This window comes from Mycolicibacterium aromaticivorans JS19b1 = JCM 16368 (genome assembly GCF_000559085.1).
Taxonomy (GTDB): Bacteria; Actinomycetota; Actinomycetes; order Mycobacteriales; family Mycobacteriaceae; genus Mycobacterium; species Mycobacterium aromaticivorans.
Window position 1 is genome coordinate 1,068,750 of sequence record NZ_JALN02000001.1, and the last position, 23,059, is coordinate 1,091,808.

Sequence of the window (23,059 nt, forward strand, 5' to 3'; positions counted from 1 at the left end):
CCGGCATTCCGAATTACTTCCACACGGAGAGGAAAACGGATGCATACTGAATTCAGTGCTGAGCTGATCACCGTGCAGGCCGCGGCGGATCGTCTCGCAGTCAGTCGATGGATGGTGTACCGGCTGATCTGGGACGGACGTGTCAGATCGGTACAGATCGGTAGGTGCCGGCGGATCGTGCGGCAGTCTTTCGACGACTACCTATCCGGCTTGATTGAAGGAGCCGCGTGATGGCTGCAGGTGGGAAAGCACGTCGCAACGCGAACGGCCAGGGCGGCGTGTACCGACGAGGTGATGGGCGCTGGGAGGCGAAAGTCTTCGTCGACACGCCGGACGGACGACGGAAGCGCATCAGCGTCTACGGCGATAGTGAGCGTGCCGCCTTGGACGAACTCGGCAAGGTTCTCGATCAACAGCGACGCGGCATACCCACTGCAACAACGACGTTGACGGTCGCTGAGTACATGACCTACTGGCTAGAGCACATTGCGGAGCCTAGCGTTCGGCGCACGACGTATGCGACCTATGAGGGCGACGTGCGCCTGCACATCATCCCGGGAATTGGCAATCGGAAGCTGAAGTCACTGCAGGCCTCGCATATTCGCGCATGGCTGACCGGATTGCAGACCCGATGCCAATGCTGCGCCCAAGGGAAGGACGCAGCGCGAGGGCGCAAGTCGCAGGCACGGTGCTGCGCTCTCGTGCCTGCCAAGTGCTGCAACGACGCGTTGTCTGCCAGCTCGATTCGCCACATTCTGCGCGTTTTGCGGGCTGCTCTGCAGGATGCGGTCGACGAAGAGATGTTAAGCCGCAACGTCGCCCGACTCGTTCAGTTGCGCGTGACCGATGACCGGAAGGTGCGCTCTTTCACGCGGGCTGAGGCGATGCGCTTTCTCAAGACCGCTGAGACGACGCGACTTTATGCACTGTGGGCAGTCGCGCTGTCGATGGGACTCCGTCGTGGTGAGGCGCTCGGGCTGCAATGGTCCGACGTCGATCTAGACGCTGAGCGGATTACAATCAGGCGAGCGTTGCACCGCGTGGACGGCCAGCTGAAGCTTGAGAACGTCAAAACTGAAGGATCCGTCGCAGTTCTGCCAGTACCTCGGACGCTTGTGCCGATTCTGACTAACCACCGCCGGCGCCAGCTGGAGGAGCGCCTGGCCGCCGGATCAACGTGGCGCGACACGGGACTGGTTTTCACGACCCCTAAGGGCGGCGCGTTGGAGCCGCGCAACGTCAACCGAATGTTCCACAGCCTGTGCGCGAAGGCGGAGGTGCCGCAACTTCGCGTCCACGACCTCCGACACTCGTGCGCCACCCTGCTCTTCACAATGGGAGTTCAGCCGGCGACGGTTCAGAAGATTCTGCGCCACAGCTCAATCACGGTGACGACGGGAACCTATGTCGAGGTCATCGAAGCCGTTCAACGGGATGCTTTGGACTCGATGGGCTCACTGTTCGCCTCCAACAGCCTCGGCGACGAAACCGGGTAGCGTTCGCCTGATGGAATTCAGCGGATACGTTCAGCTTCGAGTCCGTACAAGTCGACCGCAACGACGCGCGATCGAGTGCCGCAAGCCGACGATGACGTTGCCGTTGTCGAAATATCAAAGGTCTCTGGTTACGACGGCAACGGCTGAGACGGAAAAAAGCCGAATCGGCCTTCCCCCGCAACGCCTGTGAAAAATACGTCGGTTGACTCCTTCCGGAGTCCAGATGGTGGATCCATGTTCTCCATGATGATGACCTGCCCACCAACCGACTGCTGAATGTCGTCGTAGAACCGCGCAGCAATGCCGATGTCGAGAACCTCACGATCGACGGCTTCGCCAGGCTTCGGTGGGCGATAGGTCACCAATGGTGAATCCAGAACGACAAATCCAGGGTGTGGAAGATCATTTTCAAAGCAATACTGAGCAAGGCCAATGGTGAAGGCGGAGTGGAGGATTGCGCGAACGCCTTTACCGTGAGCAGAGCGTAATTGATCGCCCGCTATCAGATCCTGCTCATCCCGGTCATAACGGACCTCATCACCATCAGGGACCTGCCACGCGGAAAGCCTCTCACCGATCGCTTTAGAGAAGCGCCGCACAGTACTCCCTCCAGCAAGCCAAAACTGCCGCCCTCGACCCCCCTGGTGAGCGTGACGTCTTCACCAGTCGGCGTCCGAATTCCCAATAGGACTGTGCTGTAGCCCGCGCGCTGCGGAATCTCCCGAAGAGTGGAACCACGAAGCATGAAGTCAATGGCGTCGACAATGAACGACTTCCCTGTGTCAGAGGGACCATGGATGACAGTCGTTCGTGGCCCGAAATCAACCGTCGCTGGAGCCTTGCCGGGCCCCACGAAAGTCAGATGCGTCAGGCTAATGCGGTTTGCCATTGTTCCCGTCCGTATCGGGCCAGTGAAATTCTTCGGACCAGGAATCGAATATCGCCTTTGTCTGCCGTCGCAGATTCGCTTCGTCCAGATCGGGAAAACTTCCCAACACCCATCCGACACGATCGCGCAAGCGATGTGAGTACGACGAGCCCAAGACTCCCACGAAGTGCAGGGCGCCGTCGCCGGCAAGAAACCGCACCCCGTTCATTCCAACCGCAATCTCGGCGAGATGCAGCCTCAGCAGAAGACCAATTCCTGCCTCGATAGATTCACGCTTGGCCGCAATCTCGCCTGCACGGATCGGCAGAGCCGGATGCAGACTTTCAGGGCCACCGACGTCCCTGCTGTGGAGCACGAAGTGATCAAGCAGGACAAGCTGATTCAGGTCGAGTTCAGCTGGGAAGGCCTGGGTCAAGATCATCAACACGCGGATGCCGACCTCCAAAGGGCCGTTCAGCGGCGATTCATTGATGCTTTGCGGCCTCCGACGGTCGCCCGCTGGACCGTTCGGTGCCCGATTGTCGTAGTCATTCATTGCGCGACATCCATTGAATCCGATCGACGTTCGCCAGCTGGTGGCACATGCCCTGTCGATCATCGATCTCGACCACCGAAATCAGACGATGCCGACTCAGATCCAGCTGTCCAACTAGCGAAAGCACACTCGTCAAACGTCTCAGGCCCGTGGCGTGGTGGTCCTCGACTACATCGATAACACCCGAATGAATGTCATCCTGCAATCGCTCAAAAGTCCCCGGCGGCACTGAATCCCGCGCGTACACTCGTAGCGCCTCCGCCTTGTAGAAGTTCTCGCGGTGGCGGCGAAAGCGTTCGCCCACTCTGGGATTTGATGCCACTGATTCGGGTTGGAGGCTTTCCTCGGGGTGTGCTTCGGCGTAAACATCAACCAGTTGTTGTACGTATCTCCGTTCGTGTGTCGCCAAGTCACCGGGAGCTGGCACATGAGCGGGTCGCGGCTGAAGCGCTGTGGCGAATCGGTCGCTGTACCAACAAGTTGTCTTATGCAGTTCAAGCACATCAGTCAGCTCGACGGATCGGAACATCGAGAAATCCGTGACCGACGCCAGTTCCTGAACCGAAGAGACGAGGTCCGACTCAAGGCCCCTCGCGAGGGTGCTGTCGTCGTCGGCCAAGTGGTCGAGGAACTTTTTCCTCAACTTCTGCGGGCTGCTGAGCATCCGACCGCAGTTTGTACTGCAACCGCGGGGAGCCAAGATCTGGTAGCTGTCCGGCAGAACGCACTCTCCGACAACAGTTGCCACGAAGATCTTCAGAATCTCGGGAAGTATGTCTCCTAGGGCGAGAGGTTCTGCATAGTGCTTGCACTGGAAACAGTCCCAAGCACCTTCTAGGCCGTTTGCAGTCTTGAACGCCGCAATGTCCGCGCCCCTGTCACCGGCTCCACCGAACCGCTTGACCTGAACGTAGCCGGATCTCAGGGCATGCACCCATTCAAGGATGAATAGTTCCCATTGGACGTCGTCGTACAGGGAAATGCGTGCCATGGGCGATATTGGTGGCCCGGACAGCGCGACACCAGTCTCTCCATGTAGGGGTTCTGGTATGTCGCGAAGACCACTAGAGGGACCCCCAGGAGCCTGGCTATCTCCGCTCTGAGCTGCGTTCAACCGACTCTTGCCTCCCGGCGGTCAGGATACGACAAGTCGTAGGATCGCCAGCCGAGACACGACATGCCCCGGCCGGGAGGCTCACGGTTCGCGAGCAGGCATCATGCTGCAGCGTGACGGAAATTCGACGATCGGAGCGGGGACGCTGACCGCCGCTGGTTGGTTGGGACCAATGGCATGGCCATCACCCCGCCACACCGCAGGGGCCGTCACGCCGCAGGGGCGGACTGTGTTGACCGACAGCGCCGTGGCGGCCATCCGGGAGCTGATGAGAAGGGGGCGATGCGCTCCTGCTCACGGCTGAGATGAACCGAACTGTCGTCAGAACTGTCGTCAAACGACCTTCTGAGCACTCAATCGAGTGCTGTTTTGCCTGGTGGAGCTAAGGGGATTCGAACCCCTGACCCCCACACTGCCAGTGTGGTGCGCTACCAACTGCGCCATAGCCCCAGGTGTGCCCACCGAAGTTACACCACCGGCACGCGTGCCTCAAAATCGCTGCTCAGAGCAGGCAGCAGCCGACGACATGCGGCGAGATCGCGTCGAGATCGAACTCACGCAGACGTCTCCTCCTCGCACGTTTCCTGCGCCAGTGCAATCTCGACCTAGGACGGCCTAAGGCAGCTCACCGGCGGCCTCCGGCCCCAGCGGCCGCGCGGGGGTGTGTTCCAACGGCGGCCGGTCCCGCGTCTCCGGCGCCAGCAGCCAGCCGATCGACGCCAACACCAGGATGGCTCCACTGATCCCGAACGCCCACTCGAACGACAGATGCTGGGCGATCTCGCCCACGCCGAGTGATCCGGCGATCGACCCCAGGTCCGACATCATCTGGAATGTCGCCACCGCCGTCCCGCCCCGAGCCTTGCCAATGATGTCGGCCACCGCTGCCTGCTGCGGCGCGGTGAACACACCCGTGGCCGCCCCGGCGATGAAGGCACCAACCAGGAACACCGGCAACGCTGTCGCCGCACCCACCACGGCCGTCGTCAACCCTGATGCCCCCAACCCGGTGATCAGCAAGGGCCGCCGCCCGGTCCGGTCGGACAACCTGCCCGACGGAATTACCGCCGCCACATTGCCGGCCGCGAACGTGGCCAGCGCGGCGCCAGCGACCCCAGGCCCGCGATGCAACGCCTCGGTGATGAACAGCGGCACCAACGCCACCCGCAGGCCGTAGGCCGACCATCCGGTCGCGAAATTCGACAGCAGCGCCGCCCGATAGGCCGGGTGCCGCAGCGCCACACCCAGGGTCACCGTAAGTTCGTCAGCCGGCGCCGGTGCGGCCAGGTGGGAGTGCCGCAGGTTGATGAACACCACCGCCGCGGCGATGAGCAATGCTGCACCGTAAATGACGAACGGCGCCGCCAGACCAAGACCCACGGTGAGGCTGCCGAGGAGCGGGCCGGCCACCGAACCGACCAGGAACGCCGACGAGAACATGCCCGCCACCCGGCCGCGGGCGTTGTGCGGGCTGATCCGGATCATCAATCCCAGCGCGGAGACGAAGAACATCGTCGAGCCGATTCCGCCGAGCGCCCGGAACACCAACAGCTGCCAGTACGTGTGAGCGAACGCGCACGCACCGGTTGATAGCGCCACGATCAGCAGGCCGCTGACGTAGATGCGCCGCTCCCCCAGCCGCTGGACCAACATGCCCGACGCAGGGGCGAAGCACAGCCGCATCACCGCGAACGCGGTGATCACAAACGTCGCGGCGCTGATACTCACACCGAAGTTGCGGGCGAACTGCGGCAGCACCGGCGCCACCACGCCATAGCCAAGGGCGATCACCGCGTTGGCGGCGATCAGAACCCAGACCTCCCGCGGAAGCTTGTCCTCGGCCTCCGCGGGACAGTCACCTTCGGCGACAGAACTCACGAGATGACTGTATTCACCACTTCACGGGCCGCTTCCTGCACCTCGGCCAGGTGTTCAGCTCCCTTGAACGACTCGGCATAGATCTTGTAGACGTCCTCGGTGCCCGACGGCCGCGCGGCGAACCAGCCGTCGGCGGTGGTGACCTTCAGCCCGCCCAGCGGCGCGCCATTGCCCGGCGCGGTGGTCAGCTTGGCGGTGATCGGCTCACCGGCCAGCTCGGTGGCGGTGACCTGTTCAGGGGACAGCTTGGCCAGCCGCGCCTTCTGCTCCCGGTTGGCCGGGGCGTCGACGCGGGCGTAGACCGGCGCGCCGTACTCGGCGGCCAGCTCGGCATAGCGCTGTGACGGCGACGACCCGGTGACCGCCTGGATCTCCGACGCCAGCAAGGCCAGGATGATGCCGTCCTTGTCGGTGGTCCACACCGAGCCGTCGCGACGCAAGAACGAAGCCCCAGCAGATTCTTCGCCACCGAAACCGATTGTGCCGCTGATCAATCCGTCGACGAACCATTTGAAGCCCACCGGCACCTCGATCAGCTTGCGACCCAGGCCGGCCACCACCCGGTCGATGATCGACGAGCTGACCGCCGTCTTGCCGACGGCCACGCTGGCCGGCCAGTCCGGCCGGTGCGAGAACAGATAGTCGATCGCTACGGCCAGATAGTGGTTGGGGTTCATCAGCCCCGCATCCGGGGTGACGATGCCGTGCCGGTCGGAGTCGGCGTCGTTGCCGGTGGCGATCTGATAGGACTCCCGGTTCGCGATGAGCGACGCCATCGCGTTCGGCGAGCTGCAGTCCATCCGGATCTTGCCGTCGGTGTCGAGCGTCATGAACCGCCACGTCGCATCGACCAACGGGTTGACCACGGTGAGGTCGAGGTCGTGGCGTTCGGCGATGGCCGCCCAGTAGTCCACGCTGGCGCCGCCCAACGGGTCGGCCCCGATGCGGATCTTCTCGGCGCGGATCGCATGGATGTCCACGACGTTGGGCAGATCGGCAACGTAGGCGTCCAGGTAGTCGTGGCGCTGCACGCTGTGCAGGGCCCGGGAAAGCGGCACCCGATTGACCTCTTTGAGACCACCGCGCAGAATTTCGTTGGCGCGCTTGGCGATCGCCCCGGTGGCATCCGTGTCGGCCGGGCCGCCGTTGGGCGGGTTGTACTTGAACCCGCCGTCACGCGGCGGATTGTGCGACGGTGTGACGACGATACCGTCGGCCAAACCCGAGCTCAGGCCGCGATTGAAGGCCAGGATGGCGTGGCTGACCGCCGGGGTCGGGGTATAGCGGTCGGCCGAATCAATCATCGCCACAACATCGTTGGCGGCCAGCACCTCCAATGCAGACACCCAGGCCGGCTCGGACAGCCCGTGGGTGTCGCGTCCGATGAACAGCGGCCCCGTGGTGCCCTGCGCGGCGCGGTACTCCACGATCGCCTGGGTGGTGGCGAGGATGTGCGCCTCGTTGAACGCCCCGTCCAGGCTGGAGCCGCGGTGCCCCGACGTGCCGAACACCACCTGCTGGTCGATGTCGTCGGGGTCGGGGTTCACCGAGTAATACGAGCTGACCAGATGGGGCAGATCGACGAGGTCTTCGGGGAGCGCCGGCTTACCGGCGCGGGGGTTAGCCGCCATGGCGCCAATTCTGCCCTCCCTAGGGTGATACTTGCTCGCGGATTCATCGACGGTTAAGGGGATTGCCCGTGTTCGGTCACGACAATCGGGAACTGGCGGCCGTCTTCGTCGGCGGCGCGGTGGGAACCCTCGCGAGGGCGATCCTCGCTACGGTCTTCGCCGACGACCCGGCGCGCTGGCCGTGGGCGACGTTCGGGGTCAATATCGTGGGCGCGTTCCTGCTCGGCTATTTCACCACCCGCCTGCTCGAACGACTCCCGCTGTCGAGTTACCGCCGACCACTACTGGGCACCGGCCTCTGCGGCGGACTGACAACGTTTTCCACCATGCAGGTCGAGACGCTGAAGATGATCGAGCACCACCACTACGGCCTCGCGGCCGCCTACAGCGCGGTCAGCATCGTCGCGGGACTGCTCGCCGTCTACGTTGCGACAGCGGTGGTTCGCCGGGTCAGGATCCGCGCGTGACCGTCGCGATCTGGGCTGGCGTGATGCTGATCGGCGGGCTCGGCTCGGTGGCCCGGTTCATGGTCGATCGCGCGGTTGCGCGCCGGGCGGCACGGTCGTTCCCCTTCGGCACGCTGACGGTCAACATCACCGGCGCGGTGCTGCTCGGCTTTGTGAGCGGGCTCACCCTCAGCCAGCACGTCGCGCTGCTGGCCGGCACCGCCTTCGTCGGGGCGTACACCACGTTCTCGACCTGGATGCTGGAGACGCAACGGCTGACCGAGGAACGCCAGATCTGGCCCGCGATAGCCAATCTCGTCGTCAGCGTCATCCTGGGTGTCGCCGCGGCGATGCTCGGCCAGTGGATTGCGGGGATGCTGTGAACGACACCTATCTCAAGCTGACCGCCTTCTTCGGCGAGCGCCAGCGCGCCGATTCCCGCTTCTTGGCCGAGGCGATGCTCGACCTGTACGCGCGGCGCCAGGTGGCCGAGAGTGTGATGCTGCGCGGCATCGCCAGCTTCGGACCGCGGCACGTGATCCGCAGCGACCAATCCCTGACGCTGTCCGAGGATCCGCCGATCGCCGTGGCCGCCGTCGACACCGCGGAGACCATCGGCGGATTGATCGACGACGTCATCGCCATGACCAAGCACGGTTTGATCACCCTGGAGCGGGCCCGGCTCTACAGCGGTGAGCTGCCCGACGGAGACGACGGGGTCAAGCTCACGATCTACGTCGGGCGACGACGCCGGGTAAACGGGGCGGCCGCCTTCTACGCGGTGTGCGATCTGCTGCACCGCCATCGTTTCGCCGGCGCGACGGTGTTCCTGGGCGTGGACGGCACCGCGGACGGCCGGCGGCGCCGCGCCCGCTTTTTCAGCGGCAACACCGACGTGCCGATCATGATCGTCGCGATCGGCACCGCTGAACAGGCGCGGCGCGCTCTGCCCGAACTCGAAGGACTGATGGATCAGCCGCTGGTGACGGTGGAACGCGTACAGATCCTCAAACGCGACGGCCAGCTGCTCGCGCGTCCGCCGGCCCTGCCTGCCGTGGACGCGCACGGCCGCGAACTACGCCAGAAGCTGACAATCCACACCGACGCATCCACCCATCACGACGGCGTCCCCGTCCACCGGGAACTGGTGCGACGGCTGTGGGAATCCAACACCGCGGCCGGCGCCACCGTCCTACGTGGCATCTGGGGCTTCCACGGAGACCATAAACCCCACGGCGACAAGCTGATTCAGTACGGCCGCCAGGTTCCGGTGACCACCATCGTCGTCGACACCCCTGAGGTCATCGCCCAATGCTTCGACCTCATCGACGACGTGACCGGCCGCCACGGGCTGGTCACCTCCGAGATGGTGCCGGCCCTGTTGCTGCTCGACGGCGACATCCGCCAGGGCGCCACCGATCTGGCCGACTACCGGTACTGACCGCTCAGCTGTCGGCCAGCACCGTCAGCAGGATCACCGAGTCGTCGATGGCCTGCAAGCCGTGCCGATCCCGCGGGACCACCAGCAGGTCACCTGCCTGGCCTTCCCACGCGTCGTCGGGGGTGGCCAGCCGGACACGGCCGCGAAGCACCTGCAGCGTCGTCTCCCCCGGCGTGTGGTGCTCACTGAGTTCATGGCCACTGGCCAGTGCGATCAGCGTCTGCCGCAGCTGGTGATCGTGGCCGCCGTGCACGGTGTGCGCGGCCCGGCCGCTGTTCGACGAGCGGGCCGCGGTGAGCTGTTCGTCGGCGAGCTGGTTCAGCGAGATCGATTCCATGATTCCTCCATCAGCTTCCTTTATCAAAAGCCAAGCAGCAGAACGCCACTGGACAGCAGCGCCACCACCTTGACTACTTCCAACACGACATAGACGTAGTGCGCGCGCGACCGTCCGCTCTCGGCCTGGCGGGCGTCGGCCAGGACGGCATCCGAGCGCCGCGTCAGCGCCGGACGCACACCGACCACTTGAATCACCAACGCTGAGGCGGCCACCAGCACCCCCACGACGACACCCGAACCGGGGCTGCCGAGCACCAAAGCCGCGACGATGACCACCGCCAGCACCGCTTCGCAGATGTTGAGAGCCCGAAACACAAGCCGGCCGACACCCAGACCGAGTGGAATCGTGACGCCGGGGGCCCGGAATTTCAGCGGCGCCTCGAGGAATGAAATGGCGAGCACCATCCCCAACCAGACGAACACCGCCGCACCCGCGACTGCAGTCCAGTGGTTCACCGTGCTCCCTCACTGCCAATCCGCGGCTAGGTCAGCTACCCAGTCGGCGACGGCAGCCGGATCCTGCGGCGGCGAGGCGGCCAGAACCAGCTCGTCGACCCCCAACTCTGCCAGACGCCCGACGTCTGACGGCCTCGAATCGCGCAGCGCCACCGCCAGTCGCAGCTCACCAGGGTCACGCCCGGCGTGACCACACATCTCACGCAGCATCGACACCCGGGCCGCGACATCGTCGGGGTCAAGATTGAAGCCGTACCAGCCGTCCGCCCACCGTGCGACCCTGCGCAGCGCAGCATCGCTGTTGCCGCCGCACAGGACCGGGATGCGGCGCCGTCGCGGTTTCGGGTTCACCCTGATCGCGTCGAAGTCGACGAATTCGCCTGCGTAGGAGGCAATATCGTCGCGCCAGATGGTGCGCATGGCGGCAACATAGTCTGCGGTGCGGGCGGCGCGCCGTTCGAACGGAACTCCGAGAGCGTCGAATTCTTCACGCGACCAACCGATTCCGATGCCGAGCGAGAAGCGGCCGCCGCTGATCTTGTCCAGGCTGGCCGCCTGTTTGGCCACGATCACAGGGTTGTGCTCGGGCAACAACAGGACGCCGGTGCAGAGCCCGATCGTCGTCGTGGCCGACGCGGCGAAGGCCAATCCGATCATCGGGTCGATCCAGTCCGCGTCGGCGGGCACAGCGATCTTGCCGTCGTCGGAGTACGGGTACTCAGAGTCGGACTTGTCGACCATCACCACGTGCTCGCCGGCCCACAAAGTTGCGAATCCATGGCGCTCGGCCGCTACGGCCACCGCTCGGATCACCTCGGGTTCGGCGCCTGCGCCGATACCCAGGGCGTGCAACCCGAGTCGCATCCGTGAATCATCCCACGAGCCATGATGTTGGCCATGAGTGACTGCGACGACCCGGTGGCGGTCCTACAGCGGTGGGAGGACGCCGGTGCACACTGGGCGGTGATCGACCGTCACGCCCACCGGGTCACCGTCGGCTTGTACCGCTGCGACGGCGGCGAAGAGGTCGACCGGTTCATCTCAAACGACCCCGCACTTCTGGAGTTCGTGCGGGGTCGTGAGAGCAGCTTCTGATTTGCGGCCTACAGCTGTATGAAGCCGCCGTTCCACCACACGCCCCAGGCCGGCAGGTCGGCATTCCACACCACCGGTAGCCACGGCGCCCAAGGCGGCGGTGGCGGCGCAGGCGGGGCCCAAACGGGGACGACGTTGTCGTAGTCAGCGCGATGTCCCGGCGGAGGCAGGTATCCCTGACCCGGAGGCAGCGGGTTACCTGGCGCCCCGGCATTCACGCCCGGTCCGTTCGGGGCCCAGGGCGGCCCCGGCGGACCATGCGGATCGGCGTGAGCCAGGCCGGCTCCCGCGGACACCGCGGTCGCAACCGCCGCGGTCGCGAATGCCATCGTGGCGGTCGACATATGCATTCTCATGATGCAAAGCCACGTACCCTCCCGACGCGCTGCGGTAAACAGAAGCGTGATGCGCAGCACGACGCGGGGCATCGTGATCGGTGTCGCGATCACCGCGACCGCAGGCTGCGGTGGGCGCGTGGACACCACTCCGACCCCGACCACCACATCTGCTCCGACCTCCATGCACACCACCGCGATGCCCGCACCGGCGGTGCAAACCCGCTCGGTGAAGTGGGTGGACCTCCAAGCCGGCGACTGTCTGGCCGACCCGCCGCCCACCGATCCCGCGGTGGTCCAGGTCAACGTCGTGGACTGTGGTCAACCCCATCTGGCCGAGACCTATCTGCGTGTGCCGATCCCGGTGAACTCCGCCCTCGACGACGTCGCGGCCCGCGAATGCGCGACCGGCTTTGCGCGCTACACAGGCACCGCCGCCACTGCTGGCTCGTACACCACCAGCTACCTGATCGACTCCGACCAGGACCGGACGTCGGACAATCCTTATCCCAGCACGGTAATTTGCCTGCTACAGGGCGCTCAAGGCCAACCGCTGACCGGCTCGGCACGCCGCTGACCTGCGTCGCGCCCCACCAGGCTTGGGTACGACAGCAGTCAGCCGGTAGGGTCGATATGTTGTCTAACGAATACCTAGGTCAAAGCGCGGCCGATCTGAACTTAAGGATCTGATCTTTCATGCGCGCACCCTATGACCCACAGGTGCTGAATCCTGCCGGTTTTGCCGGTGCCACCAAGCGACCGATTTCGTTGCTGCTGATCGAGGACGATCAGGGCGATGCCATTCTGGTCGAGGAACTGATCTCTGAAGCCGGCGCCGATATCAGCGTGGAGTGGGCCGCATCGATGGCGATCGCCCAGGAGAAGCTGGCCGTCCATCGGCCCGATTGCGTCCTGCTGGATCTCAACCTGCCCGACGCCAATGGCGTGGCCGCCGTGGACCGGGTGGCCAAGCTTGATGCGGGGCTACCGATCGTCGTGCTCACCGGCCTCAACGACCAGCACTTCGGCATGTCGGCGATGGCATCCGGCGCCCAGGACTACCTCGTCAAGGGACACGTTGAACCTGAGACTCTGCACCGTTCGGTGCTATATGCCATCGAACGCAAACGCACCGAACTGACCGCCGTCGACCTGCACACCAGCCAGATGCGTGCTCAGGAGAACGCCCGTCTGGAGCGCGCACTACTGCCGCTGCCACTGCTGGATGACGACCCTGGCGTCGAGATCGTCATGCAATACCGGCCCAGCCGGGAGAACGCGTTGCTGGGTGGCGACTTCTACGACATGGTGCAGACCCCGGACGGGACCGTGCACGTCATGGTCGGCGACGTGGCGGGCCACGGCCCCGACGAAGCGGCGTTGGGCGCGGCACTGCGCATCGCATGGCGGGCATTGACGTTCGCGGGACTCCGCGGCAACGACCGGATGCGCCGCCTCGAGCAGGTCCTGCGCGCCGAGCGCGCGGGCACCGGAATCTTCGCGACTGTGCTCAGCATCGCGATGTGGCCTGACTCGCGAGGCTTCACCGCCGTCCGTGCCGGTCACCCGGGAATGCTGCTGCATGGACCGGGCACCGTGGAATGGGTCGAGCCGCCGGCCGGACCAGCTTTGGGTTTGGGAGCACAGCAGTGGCCGCTGAACGAGTTGGAACTGCCCGACGGCCACGGGCTGGTACTGCTCACCGATGGGCTGTTCGAGGGGCACTCGGGTATCGGCGAGAAGAGACTCGGCGAAGATGGTCTGCTCGAGCTGGCCCGCTCGATCGCGGAGCTTCCCGGCCCAGAATTCGTGGCGGGCCTCATCGAAGGCGCCGAAGCACGCGCCGCATCGCACGGCGGCATGACCGACGACATCGCCGTGCTGCGCGTTGAGCGGACCCGCCGATGAAAGAGGTCGCGGGCACCCGGCTGTCCGGTATGACGGTGCGGGGCTGGTTGAGCGTCGTGTTGCTGGTGCTTGGCGTCGTAGTGCTCGGCGGGACACTCGTTGCAGCTGTGCTACTCGACCGAACTGATGAGACAAGCAGGCAGCTGATCGACGACATTCAGCCCGCGCGGGTCGCCGCGTATCAGCTGCAGGCCGCGTTACGCGATCAGGAGACAGCGGTCCGCGGCTACGTCATCGCCGCCGACACGCAATTCCTGGCGCCCTACTCCGACGGTCAGCGCACCGAACAGGCTGCGGCGCAGTCTATTCGGAGTGACCTGGCTGGGCGGCCGGAGTTACTTGCGGACCTAGACGCCATCGAGAACGCGGCCGCGACCTGGCGCAATGAGTACGCGGATCCTGTGATCGCCAGCGTCACACCGGGCTCACCGAGCGTGTTGACGAGAACGAATGCGGAGGCCGGGAAGTCGAAATTCGATTCCCTACGAGCACTTTTCGACGCTCAGAACAGCCATCTCGCCGCCGTCCGCACCGAAGCGGTACACGAGCGCGATACCGCACGAGAGTGGCGCGACCGCGCCTCCGCCGTCGTGATCGCCGCATTCCTGATCACCGGTGTGGCGATCACGATCCTGATTCGCAATGCGGTCACTCGGCCCATGGAGGCGTTGGCATCAGCCTGCCGGCGGATCACCAAGGGAAGCTTCGACGAGCGGATTGTTCCGGAGGGCCCCAAGGATATTCGTTCGATCGCCGCCGACGTCGAGGACATGCGACGCCGCATCGTCGAAGAACTCCAGGCGTCCAGCGACGCGCGTACGCAACTGGACGAGCAGGCCGCCGAGCTGCGACGCTCCAACGCCGAGCTTGAGCAGTTCGCCTACGTCGCTTCGCACGATCTACAGGAACCGCTGCGCAAGGTCGCGTCGTTCTGTCAGCTGCTGGAGAAGCGCTACGGCGACCAGCTGGACGAACGTGGCCACCAGTACATCGATTTCGCCGTCGACGGCGCCAAGCGGATGCAGGTTCTGATCAACGACCTGTTGACGTTCTCGCGGGTCGGCCGTCTGCACTCCACTCAGGTCGACGTGAAACTCGATACGGTGCTGGACGCCGCCCTCGCCAATGTGGCCACGGCGATCGAGGAAACCGGTGCCGAGATAACCCGTTCCGGCCCGTTGCCCACAGTGACGGGTGACCCGACCCTGCTGACCATGTTGTGGCAGAACTTGGTCAGCAATGCGGTGAAGTTCCGCCGCGATGGCGTCGCCCCACGCATCACCATCACCTCCGAAACCGGTACCGGTGAAGATGATGGGCAGTGGGTATTCACCTTCTCCGACAATGGAATCGGAATCGCCGATGAATTCGTCGACAAAGTATTCGTGATCTTCCAGCGCCTACATGGCCGAGATGCCTACGCGGGCACCGGAATAGGCCTGGCCCTGGTCAAAAAGATCGTCGAACACCACGGCGGCACCATCTCGATCGACACCGCCTACGACGGCGGGACCCGGTTCCGCTTCACCTTGCCCGCCCGTATCGCAGCAGAAACACAAGCGTTGCAACTGGAAGGAACCGCTTCATGAGCGACAGCACTCGCGCCATCGACGTCCTGCTCATCGAGGACGACCCCGGAGACGAACTGATCACCCGGGAGGCGTTCGAGCACAACAAGCTCAAGAACACCTTGCATGTGGTGCACGACGGGGAGGAAGGCCTGGATTATCTGTACCGGCGCGGCCCGTTCGCCGATGCCCCGCGGCCGGACCTCATCCTGCTCGACCTGAACCTACCCAAATACGACGGGCGTCAGCTGCTGGAGAAGATCAAGTCCGATGACGACCTGAGCACCATCCCGGTGGTCGTGCTCACCACCTCGTCGGCCGAAGAGGACATCCTGCGCAGCTACAAGCTGCACGCCAACGCCTACGTCACCAAACCGGTCGACCTCGATCAGTTCATGAGCGCGGTCCGACAGATCGACGAGTTCTTCGTGCAGGTGGTTCGCCTGCCGGGGGGACAGCGATAAGCTTCACCGCCGCCGTCCGCCGCCCCTCATCTAGCTCAGGCTCCGTGCGCGGCGAAGAACTGTGCGCCGGCCTGTGAGGCGTCGAAGGCTGTGGCGCGGCCCGACGGCCAGGTGTGTCCCCACCCCTCGATGGTGACGAACGCGACTTCGGTGCCATCGGCACAACCGTTGGCGGCGAGACGTTTTCCCCCGTCGATTGGAGTGCTCACCGCCCGCGGGCACCGGTCGAAGGCCAGCCACCGATCCGCCATCGTGGGTGCCGACACGACAGTGCTGGCTCCCCCTCTACCGACCACGCGGCCACCGCGGTACGGCACCACCGTGTCGGCGGTGCCGTGCACCGTCAGGACCGACACGGGTCTGGATGGGTTGCAGTGCACAGCATTACCCAATGTCGAGGCGACCGGCGCGATCGCAGTGACGAGATCGGCGCGGTCGCACGCCAACCGGGTCGCCATGAAACCGCCCGCCGACATGCCGGTGACGAACACCCGGCCGGGCGCGATGCCGAAGTCATGCGAGAGCCGGCCGATCAGTGTCGCCAGGAAACCGACGTCGTCGACACCCCGGCGGTCCGGGATCGACGCGCCGCGGCCGTCAGCCCAGCTGAAATCGATGCCGTCGGGATAGGCGACAACCCACCCGCGCTGGTCGGCGATCGCGTTGTAGTTGGTCAAGGCGGCCTGGGTGCGGCCGGTCTGCCCACCGCCGTGCAGATTGAGCACCAGGGCGGTGGGATGTTGCACACCGGCGGGCACGTGCAACACATACGTCCGCTGTACGCCACCGAAGGTGAGCGCGCCGGGCAGATCACCTGTCGCCGAAGCGTGCTCGGCGGGCAACGTGAACAGAAGCAGTAGGGCAACAACAAATGCTGTCGGACGGCGGCTCACGGGTTGATTGTGCACTGGCACAGGTCTCGGGCGACGTCAGGATACGAGCCCGCGTCGACAACCCGCCACGATCGTCGGCCCCTTGTCCAGCAGCTCACCCAACGACGCGTTCGAAGCGCTCCGCAGGTCCGCAACCGGCGGAAGCGACAGATGCAACTCGTAGATGATCATCCCGCTCCCGCCCACTTCGCGACAGTTCATGCCGACCCGGTCGCCGGTGCGGGCACCGAATGCGGCGTCGAACCGGTCTCGCACCGTGCTCAGTGACACGTTGTCGCCCTGCGCATTCCGAAAAACCGGGTTGAGGACAGCGGTCACCTGTTCGGTGAGCCTCGTGGCAATGGTGAAGTAGTCGGCCGGTGGGAGCCCCGAGCAGGTGCCATGCGCAGACCATTCGTGGGGGGCCATGACGCCGGCATCAGACATCATCGATTGAAGATCCGTCTGCACGCCCTGGGGCAGCTTCAGCTCCGCCAAGCTGGGATTCCGGCCTCCTTTCGGCACTCCACAGAACTGCTGGGTCGGCGGCTGCGGCCAGAGGCCGTGCAGGATGAACGCCGGTCCCAATGACCCGACATGGCCGCTTCGGCAGCCAGGATTGGGTGGGTCGACCTTGCAGAGCGCAGGACCCCACGTCACCACAAGCAGACTCGAGTTGCTCGTGGACTCCGCGGCTCTGGACGGCTCGCGTGGACGATCGACGACGAGGACGCTGACGACCACGGCCGCGACGACCACTGCCCCCAGTGCGGCCGATATGGACAATACGGCCACGTCACCTCGCCGCATGCGATACAGCTTGTCACGACCACGCGTCAGCGTTGACGGATTGCGGAAGGTCACGCCCGATGCCGATGCCGAAGTTCACCCGACCGTGAACGACATCCATCGCTGGTTCGAGCGCACCGCCCGTGGCCAGACCCGGGTGCCTTCCCTCTATGCGAGTCTCCTCACGGGCAGGGTTTTCAGGTACCTCGCGTACCGGCTGCGTTACCCGCTCGTGCTCGCCACCGTGCAGTTCGCGGTCCACGTCGCGGAGTTCTTCCTGATCCTCGCCAGCCTCGGCGGCATGGCGGCGTTCACGGTCATGATTCTTCGCGCGGGCAGCCTGACCGTCGGCGGCGCGTGGTGGGGACTTCTGGAGATCATGCGCGAGCGCCTTCGTGACTTCTCCCGGTCAGGTGAGCGTGACGCCGCCGGGTACGAGATCGGCCGTTGGCTCGTGCTGGCGGTGGCCCTCACGATCGCGATGACGATCGGTGGCGGTGTGGCGCTGCTGGTGCTGCGCCCGTCGGGCAACGATCCCGTCGCGCACCTGTACGCCTTCCTGGTGGTCGTCGAACTCGCGGCCAATTTTCCGGTTCGGGTCCTGCATTCCGGTGTGTACGCGACCCGACGGGTCTACCGACCGCGTTGGTCGATATTCCTTTCCCCCGCAGTGCAACTTGCGGTGATCACCGGGGGGTTCTACTTCTATCCCACGGTCGCCATCATCATTGCGATCGTCGCGTCGAACGCCATTGCCATCGCGATCACGATTCATTATTCGCTGGAGACCTACCGACTGATCGGCCTGCGGCCGCGGCTACCGTCGCCCCGCCGTCCAGTCAGGCGGCTGCTGCCGAAAATTCCGCCCTGGCTTGGTATCCAGACCACGGTGTCGGGTCTCGGCCTGCGGCTGGATGCCGTGTTGGTTCTCGCGATCGTCGGCATCTATGGCACGAACACCCGCTCGTTCGACCTCACCGCCGCCGTGGCGTCGTGGCGCCAGGTGGATGCCTTCAGATTCTTCTATCTGGTGCTACCGCTGTTTCGCGGTTCGTACGAGTCTGCCGGCATCTTCTATTTCGACTTCGTGCGGCTGCGCAGCGTGTCGGCTCTGCACGAATTGCGGCGGGTGTTCTTTCACCGCCTGCTGTGTGTGGCGCCGCTTGCCTCACTGTACTTCTGGGCGCTGGGTGCCGCCCTCGGACTGCTTGTCCTGAAGGATGTTCCACTGACGTTCCTGCTTGCACTGGTACCACTGTTCGTGGTGCGCAGCGTCATCGGGATCTACCAGATCCGGCTGTTCGCCGAAGGACGGTTCGGTATCCACCTCATCACCATGCTGTTTCTGGTCGTGCTCTTGTGGCTGGTATGGATCAAACCTAATCCCGCCTCCGACCTCATCCAGATCACGGCCGCGATGATCCTGCAGCTGATCCTTCTGATCAACCTGCAACACCTGCGAGACCGTCGTTACCCGCCGTTGCCGACCGTGCTGAGCGTCGGCGACTGGCTACGCCGCCTGGCCCGGGAGCCGGCCGCAGTGCGCGTCGGCCACGTCACAATTCCGAGATCGACCACGGCGAAGCAACGCTCTGCCGCGTTGAAGCTGATTCGCCAATCATTCGATGGCACCGGGCATGTAGCGTTCCGGTCCCCGACGAAAATCATGTATTACCACCGTACGCAGGAGGATACGGTCGGCGCCTCACCGCACCTCGTGTTGCAAACCGTCAGCGGCGGCGTGGTGACCCGGGGCAGCTCGTCACCACAGCCGATCGCCGACGGACGTGAGGCGTTCCAGTTGTGGCGGGCCTCCAGCGAAAGTGGCTCTGCACCAATTGGACTGACCGACCTGGTGCGCGCGTTTCATTCACTCTTCCGGACTGGGATCGCCCTGGATCTGCAAACCCTCGACGGAACACGCGAGATGCGGGGTCTGGGCCAGAGTTTCCTGGTGGCAGCCGTGCCCGCCGTCACGCGCAGTGTCGATGAGGGATCCACCGTGGTGGCGGTGTGTGATCGCCAGCTCGCCCCCGTCTATCGACACGGAACACTTCGGATGCTGCTTGTTTGTCCGCCCGAACCCGATCGCGAAAAACTGAAGAGCTTGGTCAAGCTCATACGGGAGTGGGAAATCGGCCAGGCCGCAAGGGCTGTCCCCGATGGCTGATCCCATCGACATCGAACGGCTGCTGGTCGATCCGAAGACCTACGAAGACACCATCCTCCGGATCTTCTCGAAGAAGAGGCAGCGTGGACTGACGTTCGGTCAGCTCAGCGACAGCGACCTGACGTACTTCGACGCCGCCACCAATCGCCGGTCCCTTGCCCGCGCGATCGCGCACAGCGTGGCCAGCGACCAGTACCAGGCGCTGCCGGTGGATCTGTGGATTTTGGACAGCAACGGCAAGCGCCGTGCCGCGCACATGCCCGCTTTCACCGACCACGTCGTGGGATCGGCGCTCTTCCAACTCATCTCGCACAACGCGTGCTGCTTCGGGTTGCCCGGTGTCTACTCGTACCTGCCCGGTACGACCAATGTCGGCGCAATGCGCGTCCTTGCCGAGTTCGTTCGCGCTCATCGCGCAAGGGTCGGGCCCAAAGGCCCTCCGCTGTATATTCTGCAGTCCGATTTCGAACATTACGGCGACAATCTGCCGGTCGGCCCGGACGCCGCCCTCTGGCCGATTCTGCGCGAGGTGGTCTCGCTGGGCAGCCCGACCGGCGCGGTGTCAACCCGGGTCTGGAACCTCATCACGGCGCTGACTCGGCCCGTCGTGCGGGACGGCGACGGCGCACAATTCAGCCGGTTGCGCGGTGTGGCCATGGGCACACCGCTTGTCCCGATTCTGGCCAACCTTGCCGTCGTTCCCATGGACAAGGCGATTTTGGACATCGACGGAGTCTTCTACGCCCGCTACAACGACGATTTCTTGATCGCTCACTCGGATCTGTCCGCTCTGCACGAGGCCGATACGCGCATCGACGCGCTGCTGGGCGAGTTGGGCGTCAAACGCAAACTCGGGAAGGAAATCCGAACCGCGCTGAGCCCGACCGGCCGACCGTCTACCGACGATCCCGCCTACCTAGGGCGCGGACGCGTCGATTCGCTGGGCCTCTCGGTTGGCTACGACGGCAGCATGGCCGTGGCACCACATCGGCTGCGCCGCTTCGTCGGCCGCGTTGCCGCACGGATAGACGGGGTGGCGCCCGCCTTGCGTCCATTGTCGCTTCGGGACCGGGCACATCAGCTGGTGATGGCGACGAACGTGATGCTCGACGTGACGAATCCGTTTGCAGTACCGGGCTTGTCGTCGCTGTTGGATACCACCACAGATCGCAACACATTGAAGGACCTCGACTTCCGCATCGCGCGCAAAATCGCTCAGTCCGCCACCGGTCGGCCCGGGGTCCGCGGCTTTCGCCTCGTGCCCCCCGCGATGTTGCGCGGAGAGCTCGGTTTGGTGTCACTCGTGAAGCTGCGCAACCTGCGGTGATCGCGGATGGCGGGCAGCTACGGGGCTCTTGCGGCTATCGCGGGATTGCGATTCAATTCTCGGTGAGGACGCGGATCCCGCCAGGTGCGGATTTTTCGAAGGACCACAGAGGCTGCGGCTTTCAGCCCTTCATTTTTTCGTTTTTCCCCGCGCCCTCGCCTGCCCGCCGTACGACGCTAGCGGGCGCCGCGGCTGCAATTGGGGCTGGCGGGCTTGGTCGGCCATGCGCAGACGTCGAGGTAGGTGTTGGTGCTGTAGCCGCCGCCGTCGAACACGCCGTAGGCGCCGCCGTTGGTTCCGGTATAGGTGGCGCCGCCCCCACCTTGGCCACCTGAGGTGACCATGGTGGTCACGGTCCAGCCCTTCTCTTCCAGCGCTGCCTTGTAGGCCGTCATGACATCGGTAGGCGACCCGTTGACCTGAAAGTACAGGTGGATTCCGCCGTCAGCGATGTTGTCCGGCCCTTTGGTCGTCTGGCTGTTCGCCGGAATCGGCACCAGTGCGGGCAGCTTGTCGGCGGCCACCGGGGCCGCAGTCGTCGTCGGGCTCGCAGTCGCCGCTGCCGAACTTGCAGTCGTCGCCGCCGAACTCGCGGATGCCGGTGTCTTGCTGCCGGAGTCGGAGCTGCTACAGGCGGTACCGGTCAGTGCGACCGCCACGGCAACGGCTGCCGCCGCAGAGAATCCACGTCTCATCTGTGCCTCCTGTGTCGGGCGAATCATGCGCACAGTAACCCACCGAGCATGCCCTTGGTTGCGACACGGTCACGGATGCATACCTATCGCTGCAGCGCCGGTCGCAAACGACACACGGGTCCCTATCGTCACAAAGGCCAACAGACGTCACAGCGACGTCCCGCCTCCGAAAGGTGTGTCGTGTCGCCGCGCCCCCGCATCCCCTCGCTGTCGCTGGCCTCGACACTGGTCGTCGGCCTCTGCGCGGCCACCGGTGTCGCGCCGCCTGCGGCCGCGGATCCGTGTGAGGGCGCATCCGCGGCGGCGCAGCCCGCCGCCAACCAGGCGTTTCAGATTCCACAGCCGTCGGCGATAGCGCCGTTCGATCGCCCGATCGGTCACAAGCCGGTGGGCGCCAACGACCAGGCGCCGCTCCCGACATTGGGCAAGATGCTCATCAACGCGTTGATGCCCAACGCGGGACAGGTGCAGAAGCAGGCCGCGGTCGCACCGACACCGAAACCCGCTCCCGCCCAACCCCAACCGGCTCCCGCGGCAGCGCAACCGGCACCGTCGACCGCACCCCCGGGCACCTCCGTGGTCGGCTGGGTGACCGGACCGGACAGCCCGAATCAGACCGTTCAGAAGTTCGCCATCACCGGCACCGATCTCGGAATCATGTGGGACAACGGTGATCCCAGCCATCGTCAGGTCCTGTTGGCGTTCGGCGACACCAACGGTTTCTGTATGATTCCCGGCAAGCAGTGGCGCTACAACACGCTGATGCGCAGCAGCGACGGATCGCTGTCCAACACCGTCGCGGTTCCCGACGGCGCCGTCGGGAACAAGTACTCGGGGTCGCCGGTGTGGCGACCCGGCATCGCCAAGCAGGTCATCAACAGCATCAACGGTGCGCCGCAGGAGACGGGAATCATCCCGACCTCCGGCATCGCCGTCGGGCCCAACCAGTTCTTGAACTTCATGTCCATCCGGAGCTGGGACAACTACGGCGCATGGACCACGAACTACTCGGCGATCGCGACCTCGACCGACAACGGCGAGACCTGGGGTGTGTATCCCGGCACTGTCCGTCAGCCGTCCAACGGCAACGAGAAGTTCCAGATGGGTGCGTTCCTCAAGCCCGGCCCCGGCGACCCGTACATCTATTCGTTCGGCACACCCAACGGTCGGAGCGGATCGGCGTACGTGGCGCGGGTGTCACCCGGGTTGATCCCGGACCTGACGAAGTACGAGTACTGGAATGCCGACAGCAACTCCTGGGTCGCGGGCAGCCCGGCGGCGGCCACCCCCGTGATCCCCGGGCCGGTCGGCGAGATGTCGGCCCAATTCAACAACTACTTGAAGCAGTACCTGGTGCTGTATTGCAACGGGAACAACGACGTGGTCATGCGGACCGCGCCGGCACCGCAGGGGCCGTGGGGACCCGAACAGATGCTGGTGTCGTCGATGCAGATCCCCGGCGGGATCTATGCGCCGTTCCTGCATCCCTGGTCGACAGGCCGCGAGCTGTACTACAACCTCTCGCTGTGGTCGGCCTACAACGTGATGCTGATGCACACGGTGCTGCCCTAGATAGCCCTTACAGCAACCAGAAGTCCCGAAGGTGGGACA

General features: G+C 64.8%; 26 protein-coding genes and 1 tRNA gene. 13 read left to right on the top strand and 14 right to left on the bottom strand.

The genetic code is table 11. The features are described 5' to 3' along the window. The first annotated feature begins 39 nt into the window (after positions 1–39). Entirely contained in the window at positions 40–231 is a 192-nt protein-coding gene (locus tag Y900_RS33670) for an excisionase family DNA-binding protein (RefSeq protein WP_036339733.1), read from the top strand. Then, positions 231–1,496, top strand: a complete 1,266-nt coding sequence (locus Y900_RS05135; RefSeq protein ID WP_036345900.1) for a tyrosine-type recombinase/integrase — start codon at positions 231–233, stop codon at positions 1,494–1,496. Before Y900_RS33670 ends, Y900_RS05135 begins: the two co-directional genes overlap by 1 nt. A gap of 128 nt (positions 1,497–1,624) precedes the next feature. On the opposite strand, the gene Y900_RS32095 is transcribed toward Y900_RS05135, so the two are convergent. The 7 genes from Y900_RS32095 to pgm all read right to left on the bottom strand — a co-directional run bounded on the left by Y900_RS32095 (position 1,625) and on the right by pgm (position 7,543). After that, positions 1,625–2,095 carry a hypothetical protein gene (locus tag Y900_RS32095; protein WP_125477408.1) on the bottom strand — a complete coding sequence of 157 codons (471 nt, stop codon included), beginning with the start codon at positions 2,093–2,095 and terminating at the stop codon, positions 1,625–1,627. Then, positions 1,999–2,385 carry an ATP-binding protein gene (locus Y900_RS33675; RefSeq protein ID WP_036339737.1) on the bottom strand — a complete coding sequence of 129 codons (387 nt, stop codon included), beginning with the start codon at positions 2,383–2,385 and terminating at the stop codon, positions 1,999–2,001. The genes Y900_RS32095 and Y900_RS33675 overlap by 97 nt, the downstream gene beginning before the upstream one ends. After that, a complete protein-coding gene (locus Y900_RS05150; RefSeq protein WP_051659897.1) occupies positions 2,369–2,920 on the bottom strand; it encodes an ABC-three component system middle component 2 in 552 nt (183 codons plus the stop codon). Before Y900_RS05150 ends, Y900_RS33675 begins: the two co-directional genes overlap by 17 nt. After that, positions 2,913–3,911 (bottom strand): ABC-three component system protein, encoded by a 999-nt coding sequence (locus Y900_RS05155; protein ID WP_051659898.1) that lies wholly within the window; start codon positions 3,909–3,911, stop codon positions 2,913–2,915. Before Y900_RS05155 ends, Y900_RS05150 begins: the two co-directional genes overlap by 8 nt. Positions 3,912–4,408: 497 nt before the next feature. Further along, a tRNA-Ala gene (locus Y900_RS05160) sits at positions 4,409–4,484 on the bottom strand. Between the two features lie 165 nt (positions 4,485–4,649). Further along, positions 4,650–5,912 carry an MFS transporter gene (locus tag Y900_RS05165; RefSeq protein WP_036339740.1) on the bottom strand — a complete coding sequence of 421 codons (1,263 nt, stop codon included), beginning with the start codon at positions 5,910–5,912 and terminating at the stop codon, positions 4,650–4,652. Beyond that, the gene (gene pgm / locus Y900_RS05170; protein WP_036339742.1) at positions 5,909–7,543 is read right to left on the bottom strand and encodes a phosphoglucomutase (alpha-D-glucose-1,6-bisphosphate-dependent); all 1,635 of its coding nucleotides are present in this window, start codon (positions 7,541–7,543) and stop codon (positions 5,909–5,911) included. The genes Y900_RS05165 and pgm overlap by 4 nt, the downstream gene beginning before the upstream one ends. 68 nt (positions 7,544–7,611) lie before the next feature. Here pgm and crcB (Y900_RS05175) point away from each other — a divergent pair, with 68 nt between their 5' ends. From crcB (Y900_RS05175) to Y900_RS05185, 3 genes are read left to right on the top strand one after another with little or no spacing between them, the layout of a single operon-like run. After that, positions 7,612–8,010: a fluoride efflux transporter CrcB gene (gene crcB / locus Y900_RS05175; RefSeq protein ID WP_109751021.1), complete on the top strand. Its 399-nt coding sequence runs from the start codon at positions 7,612–7,614 to the stop codon at positions 8,008–8,010. Positions 8,011–8,033: 23 nt separating this feature from the next. Beyond that, positions 8,034–8,372, top strand: coding sequence for a fluoride efflux transporter CrcB (crcB, locus tag Y900_RS05180; protein WP_051660317.1), 339 nt, complete (start codon positions 8,034–8,036; stop codon positions 8,370–8,372). Continuing rightward, positions 8,369–9,430 (top strand): putative PII-like signaling protein, encoded by a 1,062-nt coding sequence (locus Y900_RS05185; protein WP_036339750.1) that lies wholly within the window; start codon positions 8,369–8,371, stop codon positions 9,428–9,430. The genes crcB (Y900_RS05180) and Y900_RS05185 overlap by 4 nt, the downstream gene beginning before the upstream one ends. A gap of 4 nt (positions 9,431–9,434) precedes the next feature. Here the strand turns inward: Y900_RS05185 and Y900_RS05190 are convergent, their stop codons facing one another. The 3 genes from Y900_RS05190 to Y900_RS05200 are packed head-to-tail and all read right to left on the bottom strand — an operon-like array spanning position 9,435 to position 11,089. Next, on the bottom strand, positions 9,435–9,767 hold the full coding sequence (locus tag Y900_RS05190) for a cupin domain-containing protein (RefSeq protein WP_036339752.1): 333 nt from the start codon (positions 9,765–9,767) through the stop codon (positions 9,435–9,437). Between the two features lie 23 nt (positions 9,768–9,790). After that, complete coding sequence (locus Y900_RS05195; protein WP_420329798.1) at positions 9,791–10,174, bottom strand: hypothetical protein; 384 nt, start codon at positions 10,172–10,174, stop codon at positions 9,791–9,793. Between the two features lie 60 nt (positions 10,175–10,234). Next, entirely contained in the window at positions 10,235–11,089 is an 855-nt protein-coding gene (locus Y900_RS05200; RefSeq protein ID WP_036339758.1) for an LLM class F420-dependent oxidoreductase, read from the bottom strand. Positions 11,090–11,122: 33 nt separating this feature from the next. Here Y900_RS05200 and Y900_RS05205 point away from each other — a divergent pair, with 33 nt between their 5' ends. Beyond that, a complete protein-coding gene (locus tag Y900_RS05205; RefSeq protein ID WP_036345906.1) occupies positions 11,123–11,320 on the top strand; it encodes a hypothetical protein in 198 nt (65 codons plus the stop codon). An 8-nt stretch (positions 11,321–11,328) separates the two neighbouring features. Here the strand turns inward: Y900_RS05205 and Y900_RS05210 are convergent, their stop codons facing one another. After that, positions 11,329–11,664 (bottom strand): hypothetical protein, encoded by a 336-nt coding sequence (locus tag Y900_RS05210; RefSeq protein ID WP_051659899.1) that lies wholly within the window; start codon positions 11,662–11,664, stop codon positions 11,329–11,331. Positions 11,665–11,725: 61 nt separating this feature from the next. Here Y900_RS05210 and Y900_RS05215 point away from each other — a divergent pair, with 61 nt between their 5' ends. The 4 genes from Y900_RS05215 (at position 11,726) to Y900_RS05230 (ending at position 15,595) form a co-directional block, all read left to right on the top strand. Continuing rightward, the gene (locus tag Y900_RS05215; protein ID WP_036339761.1) at positions 11,726–12,232 is read left to right on the top strand and encodes a hypothetical protein; all 507 of its coding nucleotides are present in this window, start codon (positions 11,726–11,728) and stop codon (positions 12,230–12,232) included. 119 nt (positions 12,233–12,351) lie between these two features. Beyond that, positions 12,352–13,563 (top strand): PP2C family protein-serine/threonine phosphatase, encoded by a 1,212-nt coding sequence (locus tag Y900_RS05220; protein WP_036339763.1) that lies wholly within the window; start codon positions 12,352–12,354, stop codon positions 13,561–13,563. Continuing rightward, the gene (locus tag Y900_RS05225; RefSeq protein WP_036339765.1) at positions 13,560–15,152 is read left to right on the top strand and encodes a sensor histidine kinase; all 1,593 of its coding nucleotides are present in this window, start codon (positions 13,560–13,562) and stop codon (positions 15,150–15,152) included. The genes Y900_RS05220 and Y900_RS05225 overlap by 4 nt, the downstream gene beginning before the upstream one ends. After that, positions 15,149–15,595 (top strand): response regulator, encoded by a 447-nt coding sequence (locus Y900_RS05230; protein ID WP_036339767.1) that lies wholly within the window; start codon positions 15,149–15,151, stop codon positions 15,593–15,595. The genes Y900_RS05225 and Y900_RS05230 overlap by 4 nt, the downstream gene beginning before the upstream one ends. 35 nt (positions 15,596–15,630) lie before the next feature. Here Y900_RS05230 and Y900_RS05235 read toward each other — a convergent pair whose 3' ends face one another. After that, positions 15,631–16,488, bottom strand: a complete 858-nt coding sequence (locus tag Y900_RS05235) for an extracellular catalytic domain type 1 short-chain-length polyhydroxyalkanoate depolymerase (protein WP_036345911.1) — start codon at positions 16,486–16,488, stop codon at positions 15,631–15,633. Positions 16,489–16,524: 36 nt separating this feature from the next. Next, positions 16,525–17,277, bottom strand: a complete 753-nt coding sequence (locus Y900_RS05240) for a ribonuclease T2 family protein (RefSeq protein WP_036339770.1) — start codon at positions 17,275–17,277, stop codon at positions 16,525–16,527. Between the two features lie 40 nt (positions 17,278–17,317). On the opposite strand from Y900_RS05240, the gene Y900_RS05245 reads away from it, so the two are divergent. Both Y900_RS05245 and Y900_RS05250 read left to right on the top strand, forming a co-directional pair. Continuing rightward, a complete protein-coding gene (locus Y900_RS05245) occupies positions 17,318–19,426 on the top strand; it encodes a hypothetical protein (protein WP_237752507.1) in 2,109 nt (702 codons plus the stop codon). Continuing rightward, entirely contained in the window at positions 19,419–20,753 is a 1,335-nt protein-coding gene (locus Y900_RS05250) for an RNA-dependent RNA polymerase family protein (protein ID WP_036339779.1), read from the top strand. The genes Y900_RS05245 and Y900_RS05250 overlap by 8 nt, the downstream gene beginning before the upstream one ends. A gap of 176 nt (positions 20,754–20,929) precedes the next feature. Here the strand turns inward: Y900_RS05250 and Y900_RS05255 are convergent, their stop codons facing one another. Continuing rightward, on the bottom strand, positions 20,930–21,448 hold the full coding sequence (locus tag Y900_RS05255) for a hypothetical protein (protein ID WP_081844994.1): 519 nt from the start codon (positions 21,446–21,448) through the stop codon (positions 20,930–20,932). A 48-nt stretch (positions 21,449–21,496) separates the two neighbouring features. On the opposite strand from Y900_RS05255, the gene Y900_RS05260 reads away from it, so the two are divergent. After that, positions 21,497–23,020 carry a glycoside hydrolase family 183 protein gene (locus Y900_RS05260; protein WP_420329739.1) on the top strand — a complete coding sequence of 508 codons (1,524 nt, stop codon included), beginning with the start codon at positions 21,497–21,499 and terminating at the stop codon, positions 23,018–23,020. Positions 23,021–23,059 lie beyond the last annotated feature (39 nt).

What these genes read in the sequence shown, in the direction of transcription:
- Y900_RS33670 (WP_036339733.1), top strand. Translation starts at nt 40, where the DNA reads ATGCATACTGAATTCAGTGCTGAGCTGATCACCGTGCAGGCCGCGGCG.
- Y900_RS05135 (WP_036345900.1), top strand. Translation starts at nt 231, where the DNA reads ATGGCTGCAGGTGGGAAAGCACGTCGCAACGCGAACGGCCAGGGCGGC.
- Y900_RS33675 (WP_036339737.1), bottom strand. Translation starts at nt 2,385, where the DNA reads ATGGCAAACCGCATTAGCCTGACGCATCTGACTTTCGTGGGGCCCGGC.
- Y900_RS05150 (WP_051659897.1), bottom strand. Translation starts at nt 2,920, where the DNA reads ATGAATGACTACGACAATCGGGCACCGAACGGTCCAGCGGGCGACCGT.
- Y900_RS05155 (WP_051659898.1), bottom strand. Translation starts at nt 3,911, where the DNA reads ATGGCACGCATTTCCCTGTACGACGACGTCCAATGGGAACTATTCATC.
- pgm (WP_036339742.1), bottom strand. Translation starts at nt 7,543, where the DNA reads ATGGCGGCTAACCCCCGCGCCGGTAAGCCGGCGCTCCCCGAAGACCTC.
- crcB (WP_051660317.1), top strand. Translation starts at nt 8,034, where the DNA reads ATGCTGATCGGCGGGCTCGGCTCGGTGGCCCGGTTCATGGTCGATCGC.
- Y900_RS05190 (WP_036339752.1), bottom strand. Translation starts at nt 9,767, where the DNA reads ATGGAATCGATCTCGCTGAACCAGCTCGCCGACGAACAGCTCACCGCG.
- Y900_RS05195 (WP_420329798.1), bottom strand. Translation starts at nt 10,174, where the DNA reads ATGGTGCTCGCCATTTCATTCCTCGAGGCGCCGCTGAAATTCCGGGCC.
- Y900_RS05200 (WP_036339758.1), bottom strand. Translation starts at nt 11,089, where the DNA reads ATGCGACTCGGGTTGCACGCCCTGGGTATCGGCGCAGGCGCCGAACCC.
- Y900_RS05205 (WP_036345906.1), top strand. Translation starts at nt 11,123, where the DNA reads ATGAGTGACTGCGACGACCCGGTGGCGGTCCTACAGCGGTGGGAGGAC.
- Y900_RS05210 (WP_051659899.1), bottom strand. Translation starts at nt 11,664, where the DNA reads ATGTCGACCGCCACGATGGCATTCGCGACCGCGGCGGTTGCGACCGCG.
- Y900_RS05215 (WP_036339761.1), top strand. Translation starts at nt 11,726, where the DNA reads ATGCGCAGCACGACGCGGGGCATCGTGATCGGTGTCGCGATCACCGCG.
- Y900_RS05220 (WP_036339763.1), top strand. Translation starts at nt 12,352, where the DNA reads ATGCGCGCACCCTATGACCCACAGGTGCTGAATCCTGCCGGTTTTGCC.
- Y900_RS05225 (WP_036339765.1), top strand. Translation starts at nt 13,560, where the DNA reads ATGAAAGAGGTCGCGGGCACCCGGCTGTCCGGTATGACGGTGCGGGGC.
- Y900_RS05230 (WP_036339767.1), top strand. Translation starts at nt 15,149, where the DNA reads ATGAGCGACAGCACTCGCGCCATCGACGTCCTGCTCATCGAGGACGAC.
- Y900_RS05240 (WP_036339770.1), bottom strand. Translation starts at nt 17,277, where the DNA reads ATGCGGCGAGGTGACGTGGCCGTATTGTCCATATCGGCCGCACTGGGG.
- Y900_RS05250 (WP_036339779.1), top strand. Translation starts at nt 19,419, where the DNA reads ATGGCTGATCCCATCGACATCGAACGGCTGCTGGTCGATCCGAAGACC.
- Y900_RS05255 (WP_081844994.1), bottom strand. Translation starts at nt 21,448, where the DNA reads ATGAGACGTGGATTCTCTGCGGCGGCAGCCGTTGCCGTGGCGGTCGCA.
- Y900_RS05260 (WP_420329739.1), top strand. Translation starts at nt 21,497, where the DNA reads ATGCCCTTGGTTGCGACACGGTCACGGATGCATACCTATCGCTGCAGC.